Annotated in this window: 16 protein-coding genes; 10 read left to right on the top strand and 6 right to left on the bottom strand. The window is 41.9% G+C overall.

Annotated elements, in window-relative coordinates:
• Nucleotides 1-14: 14 nt before the first annotated feature.
• The 3 genes from IQ13_RS02085 to IQ13_RS02075 all read left to right on the top strand — a co-directional run bounded on the left by IQ13_RS02085 (nt 15) and on the right by IQ13_RS02075 (nt 2456).
• Nucleotides 15-1511, top strand: coding sequence for a RagB/SusD family nutrient uptake outer membrane protein (locus IQ13_RS02085; RefSeq protein ID WP_144884015.1), 1497 nt, complete (start codon nt 15-17; stop codon nt 1509-1511).
• A 202-nt stretch (nt 1512-1713) separates the two neighbouring features.
• Nucleotides 1714-2244: a hypothetical protein gene (locus IQ13_RS02080; RefSeq protein ID WP_144884013.1), complete on the top strand. Its 531-nt coding sequence runs from the start codon at nt 1714-1716 to the stop codon at nt 2242-2244.
• A gap of 8 nt (nt 2245-2252) precedes the next feature.
• Nucleotides 2253-2456 (top strand): YwbE family protein, encoded by a 204-nt coding sequence (locus tag IQ13_RS02075; RefSeq protein WP_144884011.1) that lies wholly within the window; start codon nt 2253-2255, stop codon nt 2454-2456.
• Nucleotides 2457-2529: 73 nt separating this feature from the next.
• On the opposite strand, the gene IQ13_RS02070 is transcribed toward IQ13_RS02075, so the two are convergent.
• From IQ13_RS02070 to IQ13_RS02055, 4 genes are all read right to left on the bottom strand, one after another.
• Nucleotides 2530-3228 (bottom strand): DUF4397 domain-containing protein, encoded by a 699-nt coding sequence (locus IQ13_RS02070; RefSeq protein WP_144884009.1) that lies wholly within the window; start codon nt 3226-3228, stop codon nt 2530-2532.
• An 823-nt stretch (nt 3229-4051) separates the two neighbouring features.
• The gene (locus tag IQ13_RS02065; RefSeq protein ID WP_144884007.1) at nt 4052-6199 is read right to left on the bottom strand and encodes a glycoside hydrolase family 97 protein; all 2148 of its coding nucleotides are present in this window, start codon (nt 6197-6199) and stop codon (nt 4052-4054) included.
• A 173-nt stretch (nt 6200-6372) separates the two neighbouring features.
• Nucleotides 6373-7476: a hypothetical protein gene (locus IQ13_RS02060; protein ID WP_144884005.1), complete on the bottom strand. Its 1104-nt coding sequence runs from the start codon at nt 7474-7476 to the stop codon at nt 6373-6375.
• Nucleotides 7477-7673: 197 nt separating this feature from the next.
• Nucleotides 7674-10082, bottom strand: coding sequence for an alpha/beta hydrolase family protein (locus IQ13_RS02055; protein WP_144884003.1), 2409 nt, complete (start codon nt 10080-10082; stop codon nt 7674-7676).
• 328 nt (nt 10083-10410) lie between these two features.
• On the opposite strand from IQ13_RS02055, the gene hisG reads away from it, so the two are divergent.
• From hisG to IQ13_RS02020, 7 genes are all read left to right on the top strand, one after another.
• On the top strand, nt 10411-11328 hold the full coding sequence (gene hisG / locus IQ13_RS02050) for an ATP phosphoribosyltransferase (protein WP_242009456.1): 918 nt from the start codon (nt 10411-10413) through the stop codon (nt 11326-11328).
• A gap of 193 nt (nt 11329-11521) precedes the next feature.
• Nucleotides 11522-12814 carry a histidinol dehydrogenase gene (gene hisD / locus IQ13_RS02045; RefSeq protein ID WP_144884001.1) on the top strand — a complete coding sequence of 431 codons (1293 nt, stop codon included), beginning with the start codon at nt 11522-11524 and terminating at the stop codon, nt 12812-12814.
• Nucleotides 12815-12837: 23 nt separating this feature from the next.
• Nucleotides 12838-13197, top strand: a complete 360-nt coding sequence (locus IQ13_RS02040; RefSeq protein WP_144883999.1) for a four helix bundle protein — start codon at nt 12838-12840, stop codon at nt 13195-13197.
• A gap of 16 nt (nt 13198-13213) precedes the next feature.
• Entirely contained in the window at nt 13214-14263 is a 1050-nt protein-coding gene (hisC, locus tag IQ13_RS02035; protein ID WP_144883997.1) for a histidinol-phosphate transaminase, read from the top strand.
• 67 nt (nt 14264-14330) lie between these two features.
• Nucleotides 14331-14744, top strand: a complete 414-nt coding sequence (locus IQ13_RS02030; protein ID WP_144883995.1) for a c-type cytochrome — start codon at nt 14331-14333, stop codon at nt 14742-14744.
• Nucleotides 14745-14823: 79 nt separating this feature from the next.
• Entirely contained in the window at nt 14824-15987 is a 1164-nt protein-coding gene (gene hisB / locus IQ13_RS02025) for a bifunctional histidinol-phosphatase/imidazoleglycerol-phosphate dehydratase HisB (RefSeq protein ID WP_144883993.1), read from the top strand.
• 189 nt (nt 15988-16176) lie between these two features.
• Nucleotides 16177-16998, top strand: a complete 822-nt coding sequence (locus IQ13_RS02020; protein ID WP_144883991.1) for a universal stress protein — start codon at nt 16177-16179, stop codon at nt 16996-16998.
• A 105-nt stretch (nt 16999-17103) separates the two neighbouring features.
• On the opposite strand, the gene IQ13_RS02015 is transcribed toward IQ13_RS02020, so the two are convergent.
• Both IQ13_RS02015 and IQ13_RS02010 read right to left on the bottom strand, forming a co-directional pair.
• Complete coding sequence (locus tag IQ13_RS02015) at nt 17104-18888, bottom strand: patatin-like phospholipase family protein (RefSeq protein WP_144883989.1); 1785 nt, start codon at nt 18886-18888, stop codon at nt 17104-17106.
• Nucleotides 18889-19060: 172 nt separating this feature from the next.
• A complete protein-coding gene (locus IQ13_RS02010; protein ID WP_144883987.1) occupies nt 19061-19810 on the bottom strand; it encodes an alpha/beta fold hydrolase in 750 nt (249 codons plus the stop codon).
• Between the last annotated feature and the right edge of the window lie 16 nt (nt 19811-19826).

The following is a 19826-nucleotide window of genomic DNA, read 5'->3' as shown; positions in this document are numbered from 1 at the left end:
TAATTTCAACAATTATGAAAAAAATAATTATAGCAGTTACTTTCCTCAGCCTTTTTACAACAAGTTGTAAGAAGGAATACTTCGACGTAGGGCCTACCGGCAGTGCCGACGAATCTGCAATCTTTACAACAACAGGTAATGCATCAAATGTAATCAATGGCATCTACCGCTATTTATATAGCAGGTACAGTGCGCAGAACCAACCTGGCCAAGGTGGCATTATGCTGATGTTTGATTTTATGGGTGAAGATGTTCACCAGGCTGTTGCCAGCTGGTACACACCTGGTAATGGCACGGGAGGTTGGGTAAACCACCGGAATGATGCGTACTTGTATGTAGAGTATCCGTTCCGCTTATATTATCGTTGTATTGGTAACGCCAATGCGTTACTTGCCAACATTGATAATGCCACCGGTACCGAAGCAGATAAAAACAGGCTGAAAGGCGAAGCGCTAACCATGCGTGCATGGGCTTACTTTTACCTGGTACAGATTTATGGTAAACGTTACGCAGCAGGAGCTAACAACACACAATTAGGTGTTTCAATGCCGCTTAAGCCAACAGATAGCAAATTACCAAGATCTACAGTTGAAGAAAATTATACGCAGATCATTAAAGACTTGAACGACGCTGTAACTGCTTTTGCATCTGCTTCTGCTCCGGCTTCAGGGCCGCAACAAAAATCACATTTGTCACGTAAAGCAGCATTAGCTATTCGTGCACGTGTGGCATTAGTGATGCAGGATTATGTAAATGCAGCGGCATTTGCAAAACAGGTAATTGATTTGGGAGGTCATTCATTGATGACGAATGCAGCTTACCAGGCAGGATTTAATGACCTCTCCAATCCTGAATGGTTGTGGGGTGCTTACATTCAAGATGACCAAGGCGATACATTTGGATCGTATATGGCACAGATTTCATGGGATGGAAATACGACTTACATCCGTGGCGTTCCCAAGCGCATCAATTCTGCTCTGTACGATAGAATCACTTCAACCGATGTACGTAAAAAAATGTGGGAACCTAGTCCGAATGCTACCAATTTCCCGCTTCCGCTTTCGAGTTATTCGAGATCGCCTTACATGAGCCGTAAGTTCAAGACCAGAAATGCGCCCACAATCGGCGATGTGCCTTACATCCGTTTAGCCGAAATGTACCTCATTATGGCTGAAGCTTATGCACGCACTCCCGGTAAAGAAACAGAGGCCAAACAGGCTCTTTATACATTGGCTGTAAACAGAGATCCAAGCTATACTCTCAGCACCAATACCGGACAGGCGTTGATAGATGAAATTTTGACTCAACGTCGTGTTGAATTTTGGGCCGAAGGTCACAGATGGTTTGATCTGAAACGCTTAAACCTGCCGCTCGACAGAACTGTTGTTCCAAACTATGTACCTGCTTCCGCTGGTGGTTTAATGCAAGTACCTGCAGGTAGTAATTTGTGGGAGTTTGTAATTCCTATTTCCGAATTACAGGCAAATCCAAATTCTGTACAGAATCTCTGATAAATAATTATCATGTTATAAAAAGCGGCTTTGCTATTTGCAAAGCCGCTTTTTATTTGCCAATCATTCAAAAAAATCATCTCTTCAACTATTCTCTGCCCGAAAATTTGCGCTGGCAGATATACTTATTTTCTTGCAGAATTATTTTACACAATAAGTTTTTATAATTTCAGTTATTTACCATGTCGCTAAATCCACCACAATGCACACAACTCTTAAAAAGAAATCAATTTCTTTTTTACGTTTATTCATAAGCATATTACTTACCTGCTTTTTTATTACAGCTTACACCCAAACAAAACAAAGTAATAAAGCCACACAGAAAACCGAACAGGCCCTGGTGAATTATCTTAACAAACTGTACAGTGATTATACTGTTAACGAAATGCCCGTTGAGCTGGGTACTGTGCAGAAACCTTTTTACATCAGGCAACAAACGCTTTACATCACCCGTCGTATTCCCGAATCGGAAACTACTGTAAGCATCGTACAGTACAAAATGCCCATAGCCGAAATAGCAGATGTATTCTTTGATTACTACATAGGCTTACAGGGTATAAACGAAGCATCAGTACTTACCGAAACCTCTAACGCTGCGGACGATCCATTTCCTAAACAGGGCAATCAGATGTTACTGCATGTTGCGGCGGTTGGTGATGGAACTGCAGGTTATGACATTCAAACAAAATTGCGCTCGCTTGTAAAAGCATTACAGCAGAGCTACAAACAATAATTTCGAAAATGGAAGGAACCATTCGTTCAAATATTAAACCAGGTATGCTCGTATTGATCGTTTTAAAAAAAGATCAACGTACGGGCATACTTACCGAAGGTATTGTAAAAGACCTGCTCACCAGTGCACCCAAGCACCACCGTGGAATTAAAGTGCGTTTGCAGGACGGACAGATCGGTCGTGTGCAAAAAATTCTTGAAGAAGAAGATTAAGCTGCCTGGTTAAATTAAAAAAAAGCCCATCTGCAAAAGCAGACAGGCTTATGGGAACAATTAAAAAACGACATTAGTTGTGGGCAATGATGGAAGCACCCAATGGTGTAGTTGTATTGCCAACAATACCACGTGCAAATACTGTATAAATTTTTCCTGCCTGTAAATTGATACCAGTAAGCGTTAAAACCGAATTGGTAGTACCTGCAACACGAACATCAAATGTATAAGTGCCTGCATCAACAGGAGCAAATGCCTGATTAGCCGCTGCAGTTGCTTGTGTTTCGAAAGAACGGTTGCTGAAAACCGGTGTAAATGTACTACCTGCCAATACTCCAACTGTTACTGCCGGAGCACCCGGGCTTAAATGAAAGAAACGGATATGCGCTTTACCCGATGCTGGTGTAGTAAGATCATCTTCTACAAGAATAGCACCAATTGAAGCTAATCTGTTAAACGCATACACAGAGTAATTCTTATCTTTTACAAATGGAATATCTGCATTAATGACTGTTGTAGTTGTTCCTGCTGCATTTACTTTGATGTTACGTGTTCCTGCAGTAACAGTGAGGTAACCTGTACTGTTGGGAAAAGTTAATGCACTTGCATTTACTTTTTGGTTATCTACTAACAAATCTACACCAGGTGCATCAGGGGAAGCATGCGTAACCAACACTCTTGCTTCTTCTTTCTTTTCTTTTTTACATGATACAAATGCTAACGATGAAAACAGCAAAGCAGCTGTGGCTAAGAAAATTGTAGTCCTTTTCATATTTGTTTTGTTTGAGATAGATAAACCATTAATCAAACAAAAAGGTTGGAAGAAATACAATGAGTTAACAAAGCAGTAACATGCGTTTAATTTTTAATGTATGGATAAGCCAAATCGCCTTCAACAAGAAACAATAAAGGCTGACTGGTTTTTACTTACACTAGAATCTGCATTAACCCTGAACAGACAATTTAACATCAGGCCTATGGTATAGTTAGATGCTAGTACTGTTTTACAGCATTTATAACAAAAAGGTGTAAACTACCATTTACCTGTTCAACTCTGTGCGTTAAATCCATGATTCCTGAAGTGATCGTTCCATTCCACCGATAATAGGTTCCTATAGCTCCCCTGTTGGTATAAGTTTCTTTGATAACTCCATTCCTGATCCAAATGTTCTCGCTGTAAGGCACAGATATTGACGCATCACTATAATCCAAAGCGAGCCGAATTTCACTACTTGTACTTTCCGATCCTTTACGTACAATTATCGTAACATTTTTAAACAGCGTATCAATTGTAGGAATTGTATTTCTAGGCTCATAATATTGGTGTATAACTGTTCCATAGTAGTTACCTACAAAAATGTTTACTGGATCCTTCTTGCAGGAAATGAACAATGTGAACGTGAAAAAGGCAATCGTATAAACAAGAAGCTTTGTCTTGCAGGTATTTTTCATTATTCGGTTAATTTCCCTGTAAATATACAATATCTAAAATTTTACTTTTGATTACCTACATACTAAATAGGTAATCTGTGAAAAGTACTGTAAAAAACGGGATGCCAACTTTTTGCAGATTGGCATCCCTGACTAAATATTTATTATTTTTTCTTCTTTAACGCTTTGATCATCTCAGGAGTTGCTTCTTCCAAACTGATGGCATAACCGCCACCTGCAGCAACAAATTGTTTCAACTGTGTTTTATTGGTTACAACCATTTTCTTAATCGTGTAAGCCTGCGGTTTTGTTTTGTAATGTGCATCGGCAGCATCCGCATAAACTGTAGCAATGTATTGCTTACCGTTGTCTAAAAAGTCAAACACAATGTTCGATGTGCGTGCTTCCTCTCCTCCTACACTACCCACAAACCATTTACCGGTATTTTTTGCTTTACGGGCAACCGTTAAGTAGGCACCTGGTTCTGCTTCAAGATATTTGCTGTCCTGCCAATCAACTGCCACATCTTTAATAAACTGAAAGGCATCTGCAAAACGCATATAGTTTTCTGGAAGGTCAGCAGCCATTTGCAGCGGACTGTACATTGTTACATACAACGCCAGTTGATTTGCCAGCGTACTGTTCACATGCGAATTGTTGCCGGGATTGATTTTGCTGATATCCATTTCAAACACACCGGGTGTGTAATCCATTGGCCCGCCAATTAAACGTGTAAAAGGCAACACTGCCACATGATTTGGTTTGCTGCCGCCAAATGCCTGGAACTCGGTACCACGTGCAGCTTCATTACCAATTAAGTTGGGCCATGTGCGTGCAATACCTGTTGGACGAACTGCTTCATGTGCATTCACCATGATCTGGTATTTCGCAGCCTGTTCAATGGCATATTGATAATGATTAACAATCCACTGACTGTAATGATGCTCACCTCTTGGTAAAATATTTCCAACATAACCACTCTTCACCGCATCGTAGCCATTTGCTTTCATGAATTTGTAAGCGGTATCCATATGGCGCTCGTAATTACGAACCGATGAAGATGTTTCATGATGCATGATCATCTTTACACCTTTAGCTTTTGCATATTCACGAATAGCTACGACATCAAAATCGGGATAGGGTGTTACAAAATCAAATACATAATCTTTCGACTGACCAAACCAATCTTCCCAACCAACATTCCAGCCTTCTACCAACACACCGTCAAAACCATGTTCTGCTGCAAAATCGATATACCGTTTCACATTCGCTGTTGTTGCACCATGCTTGCCATGCGGCGTTGCTTTGCTGAAGTCGCTTACGCCTAACTGTACAGCCGGAAAATCGTTGGTGTACGACCAGTTACTTTTACCCGTAATCATTTCCCACCAAACACCTACATACTTCACCGGTTTGATCCACGATGTTTCTTTGATCTTACTTGGTTCGTTTAAGTTGTACGTAATCTTCGATGCCAGGATATCCCGTGCATCATCACTTACAATTACGGTGCGCCAGGGTGATGTAGACGGTGTTTGCATATAACCTTTATCACCAATAGCATCTGGTGTAAGCCAGCTTTCGAACACAAAGTTTTTATCATCCAGGTTCAGGTGCATGCAGGAATAATTGATGAGCGCTGCTTCGTGCAGGTTGATGTACAAACCATCATCACTCTTCATCATCAACGCTGTTTGTACACCTGTTGGAGAGAAAGGTGTTTGTGATGCATTGCTGGAAATAGATCCTTTCATTAAACCACGTATCTCCGATAAACGTGAACGGGTGTAATCGTATTCCTGCGTATCATAATCACCGGCGATCCACCAGGCAGTGTGGTTACCCGTCATGGCAAACTGACTATGCTCTTCTTTAATAACGAAGTAATTGAAATTTTTCTGTGAAGGAAATTCGTAACGGAAACCCAATCCATCGTTGAATAAACGAAAACGAATGACCATCTGCCGATTGGTTTCTTTTTGCTGCAGGGTAACTGCCAGCTCATTGTAGTTGTTGCGGATGTTGCTCACTTCGCCCCACACCGGTTGCCATGTTTCATCGAACGTTGCTGTTTGTGTTGATGCAATACTGAAATCGTTGAGCAATGATTTTTTGTCGTTCTTTAATTCCAGGCCCAATGTGCTGGGCTTAATAACTGCTTTGTTTTTGTACGCCAGCTGATACTGCGGTGCACCGGTAGTGGTTACATTAAACTGTAAGACTAAATTTCCGTTGGGAGAACGCAGCTCCTGTGCAAACGTATAAACACACAAGAACAGCAATGCTGCAAGGCAGCCAATTGTTTGTTTCATAATCAATAGTTGTTAAGAGTCGGGCGTAAAGTTAGTTGTTTGCAGCTTTAAACAACAACAGCAACAACTGACTGCGGTGAAGTTTTTTGGGTTGTTCAACTGATTTTCATCATTGAAAACGTTTGCGGAAATAATATTCGTAAAACACAAACTTGGGAACTAACGAATAAAAATTATACTCTTTCATGTATCAACAATCCCTCATTGCTAAGAATAAACATCTTATCCGCATGAAATTGAGGCTCTGAAATCCATCTCATCCCCTCAAAACGCTTTTGCCACACGTATTCTCCTGTTTCCGGATTTATAGCGAGAAGCATGCATACAGCACTTTTGCAAAACGACAGCCATAAAAGGTCTGCATATAAAACAAAATTGCAGGCTTCCTCATTATACATCGCTAGAGATTGTCCATCAACAACTATTTCGTTTAGGATTACACCATCTGAAATAAATTTACCATAAGCCAAATCAATCTTATGATAAAAATAACCGCCTTCACAGTTATATCCAATATTACCATCAATTATCAATTGCGCACCGAATCGTTTAATTTTACTATTCTTTTGGTCAATTTTTAACTGCCATTTTTTTTGGCCACTAGCCAAATCATAACAGATCATAACGCTCCCTGCTGCTACAATCACTTTATTTGTGTCGTATATCTGGATGCATTTAATCTCTCCTGGCTTCTCTTTACTTAGACCTTCATAGCGACCAATTTCTGATAGATCTTCGGATTGCCAAATGAGATTTAAGCTGTAGTCGTAAACTAACAAACACTCCTTGTTGGGAAAATATTGTTTAAATCCTCTGGATAAAATATACTTTTCATTTAGTCTCCAAATGCCATTCGGAAGTTCTTCATCAACAATTGTCTTTGCAAATGAAACAGCTTCCATATCAAATACACCATAAACTTCGTCATCACCCTTTATTCTGGCAGTACAAGCATTTAAATTATTATTTCGTCCCTCGGCCAGACAAAAAAAAGTATAAGACAACTCTGTTATTTTGTTTGTCGAAATATCGTACAAAAAGGTTTGAGTAGAATAATGTTTCGAAATGACTAATTTATTTCCAAATAATTTAAGTTTGTCTTCATCTCCGTATTCTTTTCTGTATGGACTATTTAGATCAAGAATCTTTTTCTTGCTCCCATCGCATGCTTCGAAAAAAACTGCTCCGCTTACATCATCTTTTATGATATAAAAAAAACCTTCCTGGCTTATGCAATAGTCAACTACTGACTTAATAATGTATTTATAATGATACATAACAATTTTTCATTTCACCCTCAACTCAAAGAATGTCGGGGTATAAATTTTTATGATTGTGTACAATACATAAATATACACACCCTCTTCTTTAAACAATCATCAACTTACAATCGGATTTCCACTAACGTTACCCACAAAAAATCGGGCACAAACTTACGTTCATGCCCGATCAACTATCAACTACAAACTACAAACTATTTCTTTCCCTTCACATATTTCTCTAACCACATATGCTCTTCCCACAACAAATGCAATATATTTTCTTTACCACGGTACCCATGTGCTTCGTAGGGTAAGCTTACATATCGTACATTACCACCATTGCCTTTCAATGCCTGGAACATCCGTTCACTCTGGATGGGATAAGTTCCTGTGTTATCATCTGTATCGCCATGCACCAACAGGATCGGTGTTTTAATCTTGTGTGCATAGCTGAACGGACTCATATCAAAATACAATTGCGGCGCCTGCCAGTACGTACGGTCTTCGTTCTGGAAACTGAACGGTGTTAATGTTCTGTTGTACGCACCGCTGCGTGCAATACCGGCTTTAAACCAATTGGTGTGCGATAGTAAATGCGCTGTCATAAACGCACCATAGCTATGGCCGCCTACACCCACACGTGTACTGTCGCCCACACCCATTGCTGCTAATTTATCAATGGCAGCACGTGCATTTAATTTCAGCTGATCAATAAAATCATCGTTCGGTTTTTTATCTGCACTTGTGGCAACAATCGGCATTTCTGCATTATCCAACACAGCATAACCTTGTGTTACCCAAAAAATCGGGCTGCCCCAGCTGATGCGTGTAAACTGATTTTTTGATCCACGCACCTGTGCGGCATCACGTGCATTGGTAAACTCACGTGGGTAAGCCCACATCAGCACCGGTAACGGACCATCTTTCTTTACATCGTATCCTTTCGGCAGATAAAGATTGCCTGTTAAGTCAACACCATCTGCACGCTTGTAAGAAATTTTCTGAACAGAAATTCCTTCCAGTTGCGGATATGGATTTTTGAAATTGGTTACCTGCTTGCCGCCGCCTGGCACAAAACCTTTCAACGTTTTCATGTAAAAGTTCGGTACTTCGGTTTGTGTTTCTCTTCTCGTAATTACCGTTAACGTGTTACGGTCAATTACATCAGTTACCAATTCATATTCATCTTCTTTACAACGCCAGATAATTTCGTTTTGCTTTGTTGCCAGGTTGAAATAAGAGATGTAAGGCAAATCGCCTTTAGGCGATGCACCGGTTGTATTATTCATCAACAGTTTTCCATCGTGCGGTATCACCACATCACGATTGAAACTGTTTTTTTCTGATACCGGGCTGCCGTAGTTACTGTACGCATCGTTGGCACTACGCTCCTGCAGTACTTCCATTTCACCGGATGATGGATTTAAACGGCTGAGTTTTGTTTGTGCTTTGCTGCGCAACACTTCCTGTACCAACGCAAAGCTGCTGTTACCCCAGGTAGTGCCACCGTAACGCATTTTTGTTTTGAATAATTCTTTCGGTTGTGCAGTAAACGGTGCAGGCAATGCATACACTGCATCACGGTATTCTGCTGTGTTTTTGATCAGGCCACCATCCAACGGTTTGCACCAAACAATGGTTGCTGCTTCATCATCACGCCATTCAATAGAACGAGGCACATCTGCCACATTATCGTTACCTGCAGGTGCAGTTTCTGCAGAAGGCAGTTTCGCCATTTCTTTTACAAACTTTCCGTTTGCATCAGTTATAGCAACTGTTGCATTAAATCCGTTGGCAGGCACCACGTACGAAAACGGCTTGTTGATGGTACGCACCAACCAATACTTTTTATCGGGCGATGGACTGACAGATGAATAGATAGCCGGCTGATTGATTTTTGTTTCTACGCCGTTTACATTCTTCACCAACTGAGCAGTTGTAAAAAACTCAAACAATGCTTCATCGTAAGGCGATTTGATCATATCCTGAAACGTAGGACGTGGCGCTGCACTGCCATAGCTCTCCTGCACGGTTGGACCTTTCGGAGTAATGGGGCGTTTGGGCATTGCCGATGCAGGCTTGATGATGGTTTTATACAACAGCGTATTATCATCTAACCAACTGAAAGCAGCTCCTAACACCACATTCAATGCCGTTTTGTTTACTTTAAATGCTTTTTGTGTAGCAATATCTACCACATACAAATCTACCAGCGAGCCGGTGCTGTTGGTAAAAGCAAACTTTTTTTCGTTGGGGCTCCACGAAACTGCATTTGCCAGCATATTGGCCGGCAGTCCGCTGATCTTGTATTCTTTACCGGAAGCAATATTCTTCAGCGTAAAATTGTTGATGTAATTCTGGCGACTCAACGAGAAGTTAGCCGGGTTGATACGCAAACCGGCCACACGTACTTCGGGCTGGCCCAGTTCATCCACCAACGGATAGGTATTCCGTTCAATTAATAACATCCACTGGCCTTTACTGTCTACACTTACCGTTGGTGTAGGCTTTGCCAATGCAAGATCCATAATATCTTTTGGCGGTAATTGATAATTGACCGCATCCTGTGCAACAACATGAATTGCCAGAAAGAACATCAAGAAAAGAGATACACTTCTCATACAAATGATTGTTTGTTTTGGATTTCGAAAGTAGCGAAAGACAAGTTTTTTACTCTACCATTCAACAAATTATTTGCTGATTCAATTTCTGCCCTTATTTTTGCGCCATGATTTCAAATACGCATACACATCATCACCATACTTGCCCTACCAGGTAAGCCAGATGTGTATTGTGTTCTACAATATTGTAAAAAGGCTTACGGATCGTAGGCCTTTTTTTATTGTCTGAATCAAACGACCTGACAGGTTAAGCTCACTTTTGTAAGATTAAAATAAACTTGTGTCTTACCATACTGAATTAACCTGTCAGGTCAACCATAAAACAATTATGATGCAAGAAAAAAAATACACACCACTGAGTGAACTAAGTGGTGGCAGCAGTGACAAACCGGCAAAACTCCGTATCGCTATCCAGAAAAGCGGACGACTCTACGACGATTCAGTAAAACTCCTCAACGAGTGTGGCATTGAATTACGCAACGTAAAAGACCGTTTGAAAACAGAAAGCGACACTTTTCCGATGGAAGTGTTTTTCTTACGTGATGATGATATACCACAATACGTGGAAGATGGTGTTGCTGATATTGGTATTGTGGGTGAGAATGTGTTGTTTGAAAAAAACAAAAAGGCAGAGATTGTTGAAAAACTCGGCTTTGGCAAATGCCGTTTAAGTTTAGCCATTCCTCGTAGTGAAACGTATCAAGGTGTACAAAGCTTAGATGGTAAACGCATTGCAACCAGCTATCCGTTTTTGGTGAATGAGTTTTTGAAGAAGAACAACATCAGCGGCGAAGTACACGAGATCAGCGGCAGTGTAGAAATTGCTCCCGGTATTGGTTTGGCCGATGTGGTGGTTGACCTGGTGAGCAGTGGTTCTACCCTGTTCATGAATGGACTGAAAGAAGTGGAAACCATTCTGCAGTCGCAATCGGTGCTCATCAAAAACAATAAACTCAACAAAGACCAGGAAATACTGTTAGATAAATTGCTCTTCCGCATCAAAGCTGTGAAGAAAGCAAAGCGTAACAAGTATGTGTTGATGAATGCGCCAAACGATAAACTCAGCAACATCATTGCATTATTGCCCGGCATGAAAAGCCCGACTGTTTTACCATTGGCAGAAACCGGTTGGAGCAGTGTACACAGTGTGTTAAGCGAAGACGAGTTCTGGGAAAAAATTGAGCAGTTGAAAGCGGCAGGTGCAGAAGGAATTTTGGTGGTACCAATTGAGAAGATGGTGATGTAAGCTCAATGCCCCCTCCGCCCCCTGAAGGGGGAACTTGTAGCACTCAACTTAATAGAGCTCATCTTCAAATTTTATATAGGTCGAACCAAGTTCTTTTTGTAATTCTTGAAACACATTGTCCCGTAGGGACATTTGCTGGGTAGAAAAACAAACGCACATAAAACGTTTCGTTCCGTAGGAACGATTGATGAATATGCAGATCATAAAACATCCGAAGAAAAGTGAATGGAACCGATTGCTCAAGCGTCCGGCAATGGATTCAACATCGCTGGAAGCAAGTGTAGCAAATATTTTACACGAAGTAAAAGCAAGTGGCGACGAAGCCCTGAAACGTTTCGCCACCATCTTTGATAAAGTTTCTGTAACTGAATTACAGGTAACCAAAGAAGAAATTGCTGTTGCAGAAGCATCGTTGAGTAAAGAACTGAAAGAAGCGATTGCACTTGCCAAACAAAACATCGAAACCTTTCATCGCAAACAGGTAACTGCAGTAGAGAAAATTGAAACAATGCCCGGCGTTCTTTGCTGGCGCAAAACTGTAGCGATTGAAAAAGTGGGTTTGTATATTCCCGGTGGTACTGCGCCTCTCTTCTCTACGATTTTAATGTTGAGTGTTCCGGCGAAGATTGCGGGTTGCAAAGAAATTGTTCTTTGTACGCCACCTTCAAAAGACGGCAAGATCAACGCTGCTATTTTATACACGGCACAACTGGCCGGCATTACCAAAATTTTTAAAGTGGGTGGTGCGCAGGCCATCGGCGCAATGGCATATGGCACACAAACTGTTCCGCAGGTATATAAAATTTTCGGACCGGGTAACCAGTATGTTACTGCCGCCAAACAATTGGTACAGAAAGATGGCGTGGCCATTGATATGCCGGCCGGACCAAGCGAAGTGTGTGTAATGGCGGATGATACAGCGAATCCTGCTTTTGTAGCATCGGATCTGTTGTCGCAGGCAGAACATGGTGTTGATTCGCAGGTGTTGCTGGTGAGCACATCAGAACAAATGATCGATGCGGTGCTGAAAGAAACTGCGGCACAACTGGAAGCTTTGCCCCGCAAAGAATTTGCTGCAAAAGCATTGGAGAACAGCAAAGCCATTCTGTTGCCAACGGTAGCAGAAATGATTGAGCTGGTTAATGAATATGCTGCCGAACATTTGATCATCAGTTGCAACGATGAAGAAGCCATTGCAGAACAGATCATCAATGCAGGCTCCATCTTCTTAGGCAACTATTCACCCGAAAGTGTGGGCGATTATGCAAGTGGTACCAATCATACCTTACCCACGAACGGTTATGCAAAAGCCTACAGCGGTGTAAGTGTGGATAGTTTTGTGAAGAAGATCACTTTTCAAAAATTAAGTAAAGAAGGATTACAACATATTGGCAAAGATGTGGAGTTGATGGCAGAAGCAGAAGGACTGCAGGCGCATGCGGAAGCGGTGAGGAAGAGAACACAGGATATAGAAGATAGAAGTTAGAAGTAATACAACTTACCTTTTATATGGCAACAACGACATTTCAGGAACTAATTGTTTGGCAAAAAGCACATCAGTTTGTGTTGTCGGTTTATAAATACACCGAATCATTCCCTAAATCTGAAACCTATGGTTTGAGTTCTCAATTCAGACGAGCCGCCGTTTCCATTGCCGCAAACATTGCTGAAGGATATAAGAAAAAAGGCAAAGCCGACAAAGCTCGTTTCTTTAACATAGCTCAGGGATCATTGGAAGAATGCCAATACTATCTGATATTATCTTCTGATCTCGGCTTCGGTGATGTAATCGATAAGCAATCGCTTCTTAACGAAATTTCAAAAATGCTGGAAGCATACATGAGCAAAATTCTATCTACTAACTCCTAAATTCTATCTTCTTAATATGTTCGATTTAAATACTTTACTACGCCCAAACATCAAGACCCTTGTTCCCTACTCTTCTGCACGTGATGAGTTTCACGGTGAAGCGAAGGTGTATCTTGATGCAAACGAAAACAGCATCGGTTCACCATTGCTGAAATGGTACAACCGTTATCCCGATCCGTATCAACACAAAATCAAAGAAAAACTTTCGGCGATAAAAGGTGTCTCGCCAAAGCAGATTTTCATTGGTAATGGTAGTGATGAATGTATTGATTTACTCTACCGTGCATTTTGCAACCCGGGTGTTGACAATGTGATTATTTGTCCGCCTACCTATGGCATGTACGAGGTAAGTGCCAATATCAACGATATTGAATTGCGTAAAGCACCGCTGCTGGATGATTTTCAGCTGAACCTTGCCCACATGGAAACATTGGTGGATGAGCACACGAAAATCATCTGGATCTGTTCGCCCAACAACCCAACAGGTAACAGCATCAATATTGCAGACATTGAAATGGTGTTAAACAATTTCGATGGCATTGTGGTGGTGGATGAAGCGTATATCAACTTCTCCCGTCAACGTTCACTGGTAACATTACTCGCCGATTATCCCAACCTCGTGGTCATGCAAACGCTGAGCAAAGCATGGGGACTGGCAGGTTTGCGTTTGGGTATGTCGTTCGCAAGCGAGGAGATCATCAGCATCTACAACAAAATCAAACCGCCGTACAATATCAGCGAAGCGGTACAGGAATTAGTGATCAAAGCACTCGACAATATCGAAGATGTGAATGCCATGATCAAAGAACTGGTGAATGAACGCAAGCGGCTGGAAGTGGAATTACCCAATCTTCCTGTGGTTGAAAAAGTGTACCCCAGCGATGCGAACTTTTTGCTGGTAAAAGTAATTGATGCAAGAGGCATTTATGAATACCTGCTGGCAAAACAGATTGTGGTGCGTGACAGAAGCAAGGTGATTCTTTGCGAAGGTTGTTTGCGTATTACCGTTGGTACCGCTAAAGAAAACGATGAACTGCTGGAAGCACTCCGTTCATTTATTGCATAAGAAAAGTTAGCAGGCATTTGCTGCGGGTGCAGTAAATTCATTGCTTCAATCAACCATACAACAAAAGATGAAACAACTTTCAATTGCTATTATTCTTACAGCCAGCATTGGTCTGTTTTCATTCAGCCTGCAACAGCCCAACTTAAAAGCTTCAATGGAGCGTGGGAAGAAAGTATACAACGACAACTGTGCTGTTTGTCATTTGCAGGATGGCAAAGGTTTGCAGGGATTAAATCCGCCGTTGATCAAAACAAAACAGGTGGCCGGTGCAAAACCACAGCTCATCAACATTGTTTTAAAAGGACTGGAAGAAGAGCTCACAATCAATGGTGAAACCTATTATAATCCCATGCCTGCACAACCCAACTTAACCGATCAGCAGATTGCAGATGTACTCACCTATGTACGTAACAGCTTTGGTAATAAATACAGTTTGGTAACTGCTGCTGAAGTAAAAGTAGCGAGAGCAAAGATCAAATAAACGTAGCGCTCTTTGTGATTACTCTGTGCTCTTTGCGCAACTACATTGTATCACAAAGGACACAAGAAAACAACAACAGATGTCAACTACACAAATAACAGGTAAACGGGTTTTATTTATTGACCGGGATGGTACGTTGATTAACGAAGCACCTCCCACCTATCAACTGGATTCGTTTGATAAACTCAGCTTTTATCCCGATGTATTCTTTTACCTGCGTAAGATTGCTGCAGAGCTGGATTATGAACTGGTAATGCCCACTAACCAGGATGGTTTGGGTACCGATAGTTTTCCCGAAGATACATTCTGGCCTGTACACAATTTCGTGGTGAACAGTTTAAAGAATGAAGGCATTGCGTTCAACGATGTGTTAATCGACCGTACGTTCCCGCATGAAAATGCACCTACACGTAAACCCGGCGTTGGCATGTTTGGCAAATACATCAACAATCCGGAATACGATCTGGCAAATTCATTTGTCATCGGCGATCGTATTACCGATGTGCAGCTGGCAAAAAATCTCGGCTGTAAAGCGATCTGGATGAGCAACGATGCGAACCTTGGTGCTGCAGAAATACAAGACCAGGTAGCCGAACTCCGTGCATCAACCATTGCATTGGAAACAGTGCATTGGAAAGAAATTTATGAGTTTCTGAAACTGGGCTTGCGTACCGTGGTGCACGAACGCAACACCAACGAAACAAAAATAAAAGTGGAACTGAATGTAGATGGCAGCGGTAAAGCAGTCATCAACACCGGCTTAGGCTTCTTCGATCATATGCTCGACCAGATTGCACGCCACGGCAAAATGGATCTCAACATTACCACGCATGGCGATCTGCATATCGACGAACATCATACCATTGAAGATACCGGCATAGCGTTAGGTGAAGCTTTTGGTAAAGCATTGGCCGATAAACGTGGTATGGAACGTTACGGTTTTGCATTGCCGATGGATGAGGCCGATGCAAAAGTACTCATCGATTTTGGCGGCCGAAACTGGATTGTGTGGAATGCTACCTTCACCCGTGAAAAGATTGGTGAAATGCCAACGGAAATGTTCTTCCACTTCTTTAAATCGTTCAGCGATGCGGCAAAGTGTAATCTCAATATCGAATGTCATGGCGATAATGAGCATCATAAAATTGAAGCCATCTTCAAAGCATTTGCCAAAGCCATCCGCATGGCGGTGAAGCGTGATCCGTTGAGTAATTACCTGCCTTCAACCAAAGGCGTTTTATAAAACCGTAGGTTAATTTATATTGTTGAAAAGCGTTCATGCAGCCTGCTGAACGCTTTTCGCTTTTTTGGGCTGTTCCCCAAACCCGCTGATTGAAGATTGCGGAAGTTCTGACAGTTGTCATAGTCCGGGCCGGTTTGGTCGGTTAGCTTTATGTGAGATTAGTTGTATGTACTATTTAAAACTTATCACATGAAAGCGATTCTTGTCCCTGTTGATTTTTCGTCAACTTCACTCAACGCCGCCTCTTATGCCCTGCACTATGCCAAACAGGTAGGCGGCAAACTGATGCTGGTGCATGCGTACGAACAGCCACTTATTTTTCCGTTGTACCAAGGCATTGAGCTTTCGCCGGAAAGTATGCGTGAAATAAAAAAGAAAGAATTGCAGTTACTCGCCAATCAGCTTTCAGAACTGGAGCCAATGGTTAAAGTAGAACAACTGCTGTTCGATGGCAAACTGCTTGATGTGATACAGGACTTAACTGAAGTTCTGCAGATTTCTTTTATTGTGATGGGCATTACAGGTGCCGGTAAAGCAAAAGAAACGCTGATTGGCAGTAATACACTCAGTATTTCGAAACACTGTAAAGTACCTGTGCTGATTGTTCCGGAAAACGCTGTGTTTACCAGAATAAACGATATTGGATTAACCACCGACTTTCGTGATGTGGTGCGTACCATTCCCGATGATATGGTGAAAGAACTGATAAAAGCAACGGGCGCCCGTTTGCATGTATTGAATGTTGATTTTAAAAACAGACAATGGACCAACGATACACCGTTCCAAAGCGGATTGGTGGAAACCATGTTCGAACATTACCATCCGCAATATCATTTTATTGATAAAGAAGATATGGTAGACGGCTTGAATGAATACGCCAACAAATACAGTATTGAATTACTGCTTGTAATACCGCAGAAACATAATTTACTGGAGAAAATCTTTGCAGGCAGTCATACCAAAGAACTGGTATTCCACAGCGATGTACCGGTAATGGTGATGCATGAATAAACAGTTACTCGTTGATTGATACAAAACAGGTCGGGCATTTTGCCGGGCCTGTTTGTTTTAATAGATGCAGTAAACTGTTTCGGTGAAATACGCTGCCGCAAAAAATCAATTTTGTTTCCAGAACTGTAATTCCTGTTTTGTTTCGTCCAGCTTTTGTTTGGTTTGCGAATAGCCTTTCGAAATCAGCTGCTGCCAGTTGTTCCAATCCAGGAACTTAAACTCTCTCAAATCCAGTTCAAGAAATACCGATACGTTTGGCTTGCTACTCTCCATCCGATGACGGCTGTTGATGGTAATGCTGTTGACCAATATGGATGAAATGCCCGGCAAATGATAGCCGGTTGTATTTGTGAGTTTGTTCCAGAATAATTCCCATGAAGAAGGCACTTCGTGCAGATCGACCATTGGTGTTTCTTCAGACGATAAGGACACAGCGATGATATGCCGTACCGGTTTTTTATACATGGCTTCAACAGGCAGGTTATCAATTACACCGCCGTCGATGTGGAGATGCTTGTTGATTATAACCGGCGGAAACACACCGGGGATAGCCATACTTGCGGCTACCTGCAACTTTGTTAAACCCTTTTCATGCACTTTCAACGAAGCGTTGGAAAAGTTAGCCGATACACAATAGGTATTCACCCAAAGATCTTCGAGGTGTGCATCGCCAAACATGGTATCTAAAAACTTACGAATCTTTTTGCCACTCATAAGCGATACAATGGGCAGCGTTAAATCGTTTGAAGTGAGTTTGCTGTCGGCTGCCAGCCTGCACATAGCATCAATTTTTTCAAAATCAAAATCAAAGAACGATAAACCTGCACCATACACGGCCCCCGCACTGGTGCCACCAATAAAATCAAATTCAACGCCTTGCTCCATCAATGCCATTGCGGCGCCTACATGTGCGAAACCTCTTGCACCGCCACCGCCCAATACCAACCCGATTGCCTGGTGTGTTACAATACGACAGAACCTGCGTGTATCGGCTGCATGCTGTTTGCGCATGTGTAAATGCAAATCGGCTTTTCGTCCATGAAACCATCTGTTGGTGTGCACCGGCAATGCTGCATGTTCGTTGTGCAACAACAACAGGTAAATCTTTTTATTCATCACATTATCGGTGTACAGGTGCAGCACTTTTTCAATATCGTACAAGTGACTGTCGGCATAAAAATCTGTTGCAACAATTACAAGGTCGCAATAAGCAATACACTGTCGGGCCCATTCCTGGTTATCGATATCGCATACAAGGAAATTAAGCCCTGCCTGCTTTTCCATTTCATCAAACGTAAGTTGGTAATCTTTATCGCCATGCGATGCATAGTTGTAAATGCTGATGCCAAAACCCATTCGTTGCAGTTCCGCTTCAATTGCTTCGGTATAGGCGCTTACATCATGATTGGGTTGCAGATTAACCACTGCAATATTTTTAGGCGCTGCATCCATTTTTGTCTGATGCACATTGCGCCGCATACGGTCAATCACAAACTTGGTAATGGTATTGGCAAAGGAAGGAAACTGCTGTACCAGTTTTAAATAATCGGCATCAGCCAATTTCAGAATAAGCGATTTGCGTAAGGCAACAACCGAAGCACTATGCGGTTCATTGGTAAACAATGAAAATTCACCAATCGGTTCTCCAGTAGAGATATCGCCGAGAATAAAAATACCATCTTCGTTATGTTGCATGGCACGAAAGCGGCCCGACAGAACGATATAAAATGAATCGCCCTTTTCTCCCTGTTGAAACAGGTATTCGCCCGCTTCAAACGAAAGGATCGTTGTAAGTTGTAAAATGTTGTCTAACTGCTCATCACTCATTTCACCAAGCAGGAGCAGCAACGACTGCCGGCAAAGCAGTTTGTTTTCTACAGATTGCATCATGGAAGAACATCGATAATCGTTAACAATATGGCTTTGCTTTCAACAGGTAGTGGATGATGGATACATTGAAGATACAGTTTCCTGCGAACTTATTATTGCAGTTACAACACAGAAAAAAGCGTAATGAATTTTCGTTCATTACGCTTACCGGCAACTGTTAGGTTCATGTATGTTAGTTCGCCAGTTTCTTCAACATTTGTACAAATGCTTCGGGAGCTGACCATTGCGGATTGTGATCTGCTTCCAGAATCAATACCGGCCAGTTCTTTTTACGTGCACGCTCCGCCTGCAACGCAAAATCATCAGCCTTGGCATCAGTACCTTTTGCCACAGTAAGAATATAGGTTGTTGGGATTTTTAAACGAAGTGGATTCGTTAACTGGATTGTATCGGTAAATGTTTTAACCGGATGCGGTACATCTTTGGGTGGTGCCTGGTCTTTCTTTACCCACACCGGAATAAGAAAACCATTGCTGGCCATCTTCATCAAACCATCGGCTCTTGCACCTTGTATACTCAATACACTTTCGCCATGCTCCGGTACAAATGCATCGAGATAAATGAGTTTGCTGATGCGGCCAGGCACACGATCGGCAACACCGGTGACAACCATACCACCGTAACTATGTCCAACTAAAATTACGTTTTGCAAATCTTCGTATAAAATCATATTCACCACATCGTTGATATGCGTTTCCAATCCAACCTGCAACGAAGCTAAATGCACCCGTTCGCCCTGCCCTGTTAACGACGGACGATACACCACTGCACCACCAGCCGTAAGCAGAGAATCAACTTTTTTAAATGCCCAGCTGCCGCCCCATGCACCATGCACAATTACATAAGTTGGTTTTTGTTGCGCTGCTGCTGCTGTTGCCAGGAAGATTAAGCTGAAAAGGAATACAGGGAGAATATGTTTCATAAAAAGGATTGCAGTT

Origin of the sequence: Lacibacter cauensis (assembly GCF_007830055.1) — a bacterium.
Lineage (GTDB): Bacteria > Bacteroidota > Bacteroidia > Chitinophagales > Chitinophagaceae > Lacibacter > Lacibacter cauensis.
The sequence above is the reverse complement of the archived record's forward strand: the minus strand, read 5'-3'. Positions and strand labels throughout refer to the sequence as shown.

What these genes read in the sequence shown, in the direction of transcription:
- IQ13_RS02065 (WP_144884007.1), bottom strand. Translation starts at nt 6,199, where the DNA reads ATGAAACAAACAATTGGCTGCCTTGCAGCATTGCTGTTCTTGTGTGTT.
- IQ13_RS02040 (WP_144883999.1), top strand. Translation starts at nt 12,838, where the DNA reads ATGGCAACAACGACATTTCAGGAACTAATTGTTTGGCAAAAAGCACAT.
- IQ13_RS02075 (WP_144884011.1), top strand. Translation starts at nt 2,253, where the DNA reads ATGGAAGGAACCATTCGTTCAAATATTAAACCAGGTATGCTCGTATTG.
- hisC (WP_144883997.1), top strand. Translation starts at nt 13,214, where the DNA reads ATGTTCGATTTAAATACTTTACTACGCCCAAACATCAAGACCCTTGTT.
- IQ13_RS02085 (WP_144884015.1), top strand. Translation starts at nt 15, where the DNA reads ATGAAAAAAATAATTATAGCAGTTACTTTCCTCAGCCTTTTTACAACA.
- hisD (WP_144884001.1), top strand. Translation starts at nt 11,522, where the DNA reads ATGCAGATCATAAAACATCCGAAGAAAAGTGAATGGAACCGATTGCTC.
- hisB (WP_144883993.1), top strand. Translation starts at nt 14,824, where the DNA reads ATGTCAACTACACAAATAACAGGTAAACGGGTTTTATTTATTGACCGG.
- IQ13_RS02060 (WP_144884005.1), bottom strand. Translation starts at nt 7,476, where the DNA reads ATGTATCATTATAAATACATTATTAAGTCAGTAGTTGACTATTGCATA.
- IQ13_RS02010 (WP_144883987.1), bottom strand. Translation starts at nt 19,810, where the DNA reads ATGAAACATATTCTCCCTGTATTCCTTTTCAGCTTAATCTTCCTGGCA.
- IQ13_RS02020 (WP_144883991.1), top strand. Translation starts at nt 16,177, where the DNA reads ATGAAAGCGATTCTTGTCCCTGTTGATTTTTCGTCAACTTCACTCAAC.
- IQ13_RS02030 (WP_144883995.1), top strand. Translation starts at nt 14,331, where the DNA reads ATGAAACAACTTTCAATTGCTATTATTCTTACAGCCAGCATTGGTCTG.
- hisG (WP_242009456.1), top strand. Translation starts at nt 10,411, where the DNA reads ATGATGCAAGAAAAAAAATACACACCACTGAGTGAACTAAGTGGTGGC.
- IQ13_RS02015 (WP_144883989.1), bottom strand. Translation starts at nt 18,888, where the DNA reads ATGATGCAATCTGTAGAAAACAAACTGCTTTGCCGGCAGTCGTTGCTG.
- IQ13_RS02080 (WP_144884013.1), top strand. Translation starts at nt 1,714, where the DNA reads ATGCACACAACTCTTAAAAAGAAATCAATTTCTTTTTTACGTTTATTC.
- IQ13_RS02070 (WP_144884009.1), bottom strand. Translation starts at nt 3,228, where the DNA reads ATGAAAAGGACTACAATTTTCTTAGCCACAGCTGCTTTGCTGTTTTCA.
- IQ13_RS02055 (WP_144884003.1), bottom strand. Translation starts at nt 10,082, where the DNA reads ATGAGAAGTGTATCTCTTTTCTTGATGTTCTTTCTGGCAATTCATGTT.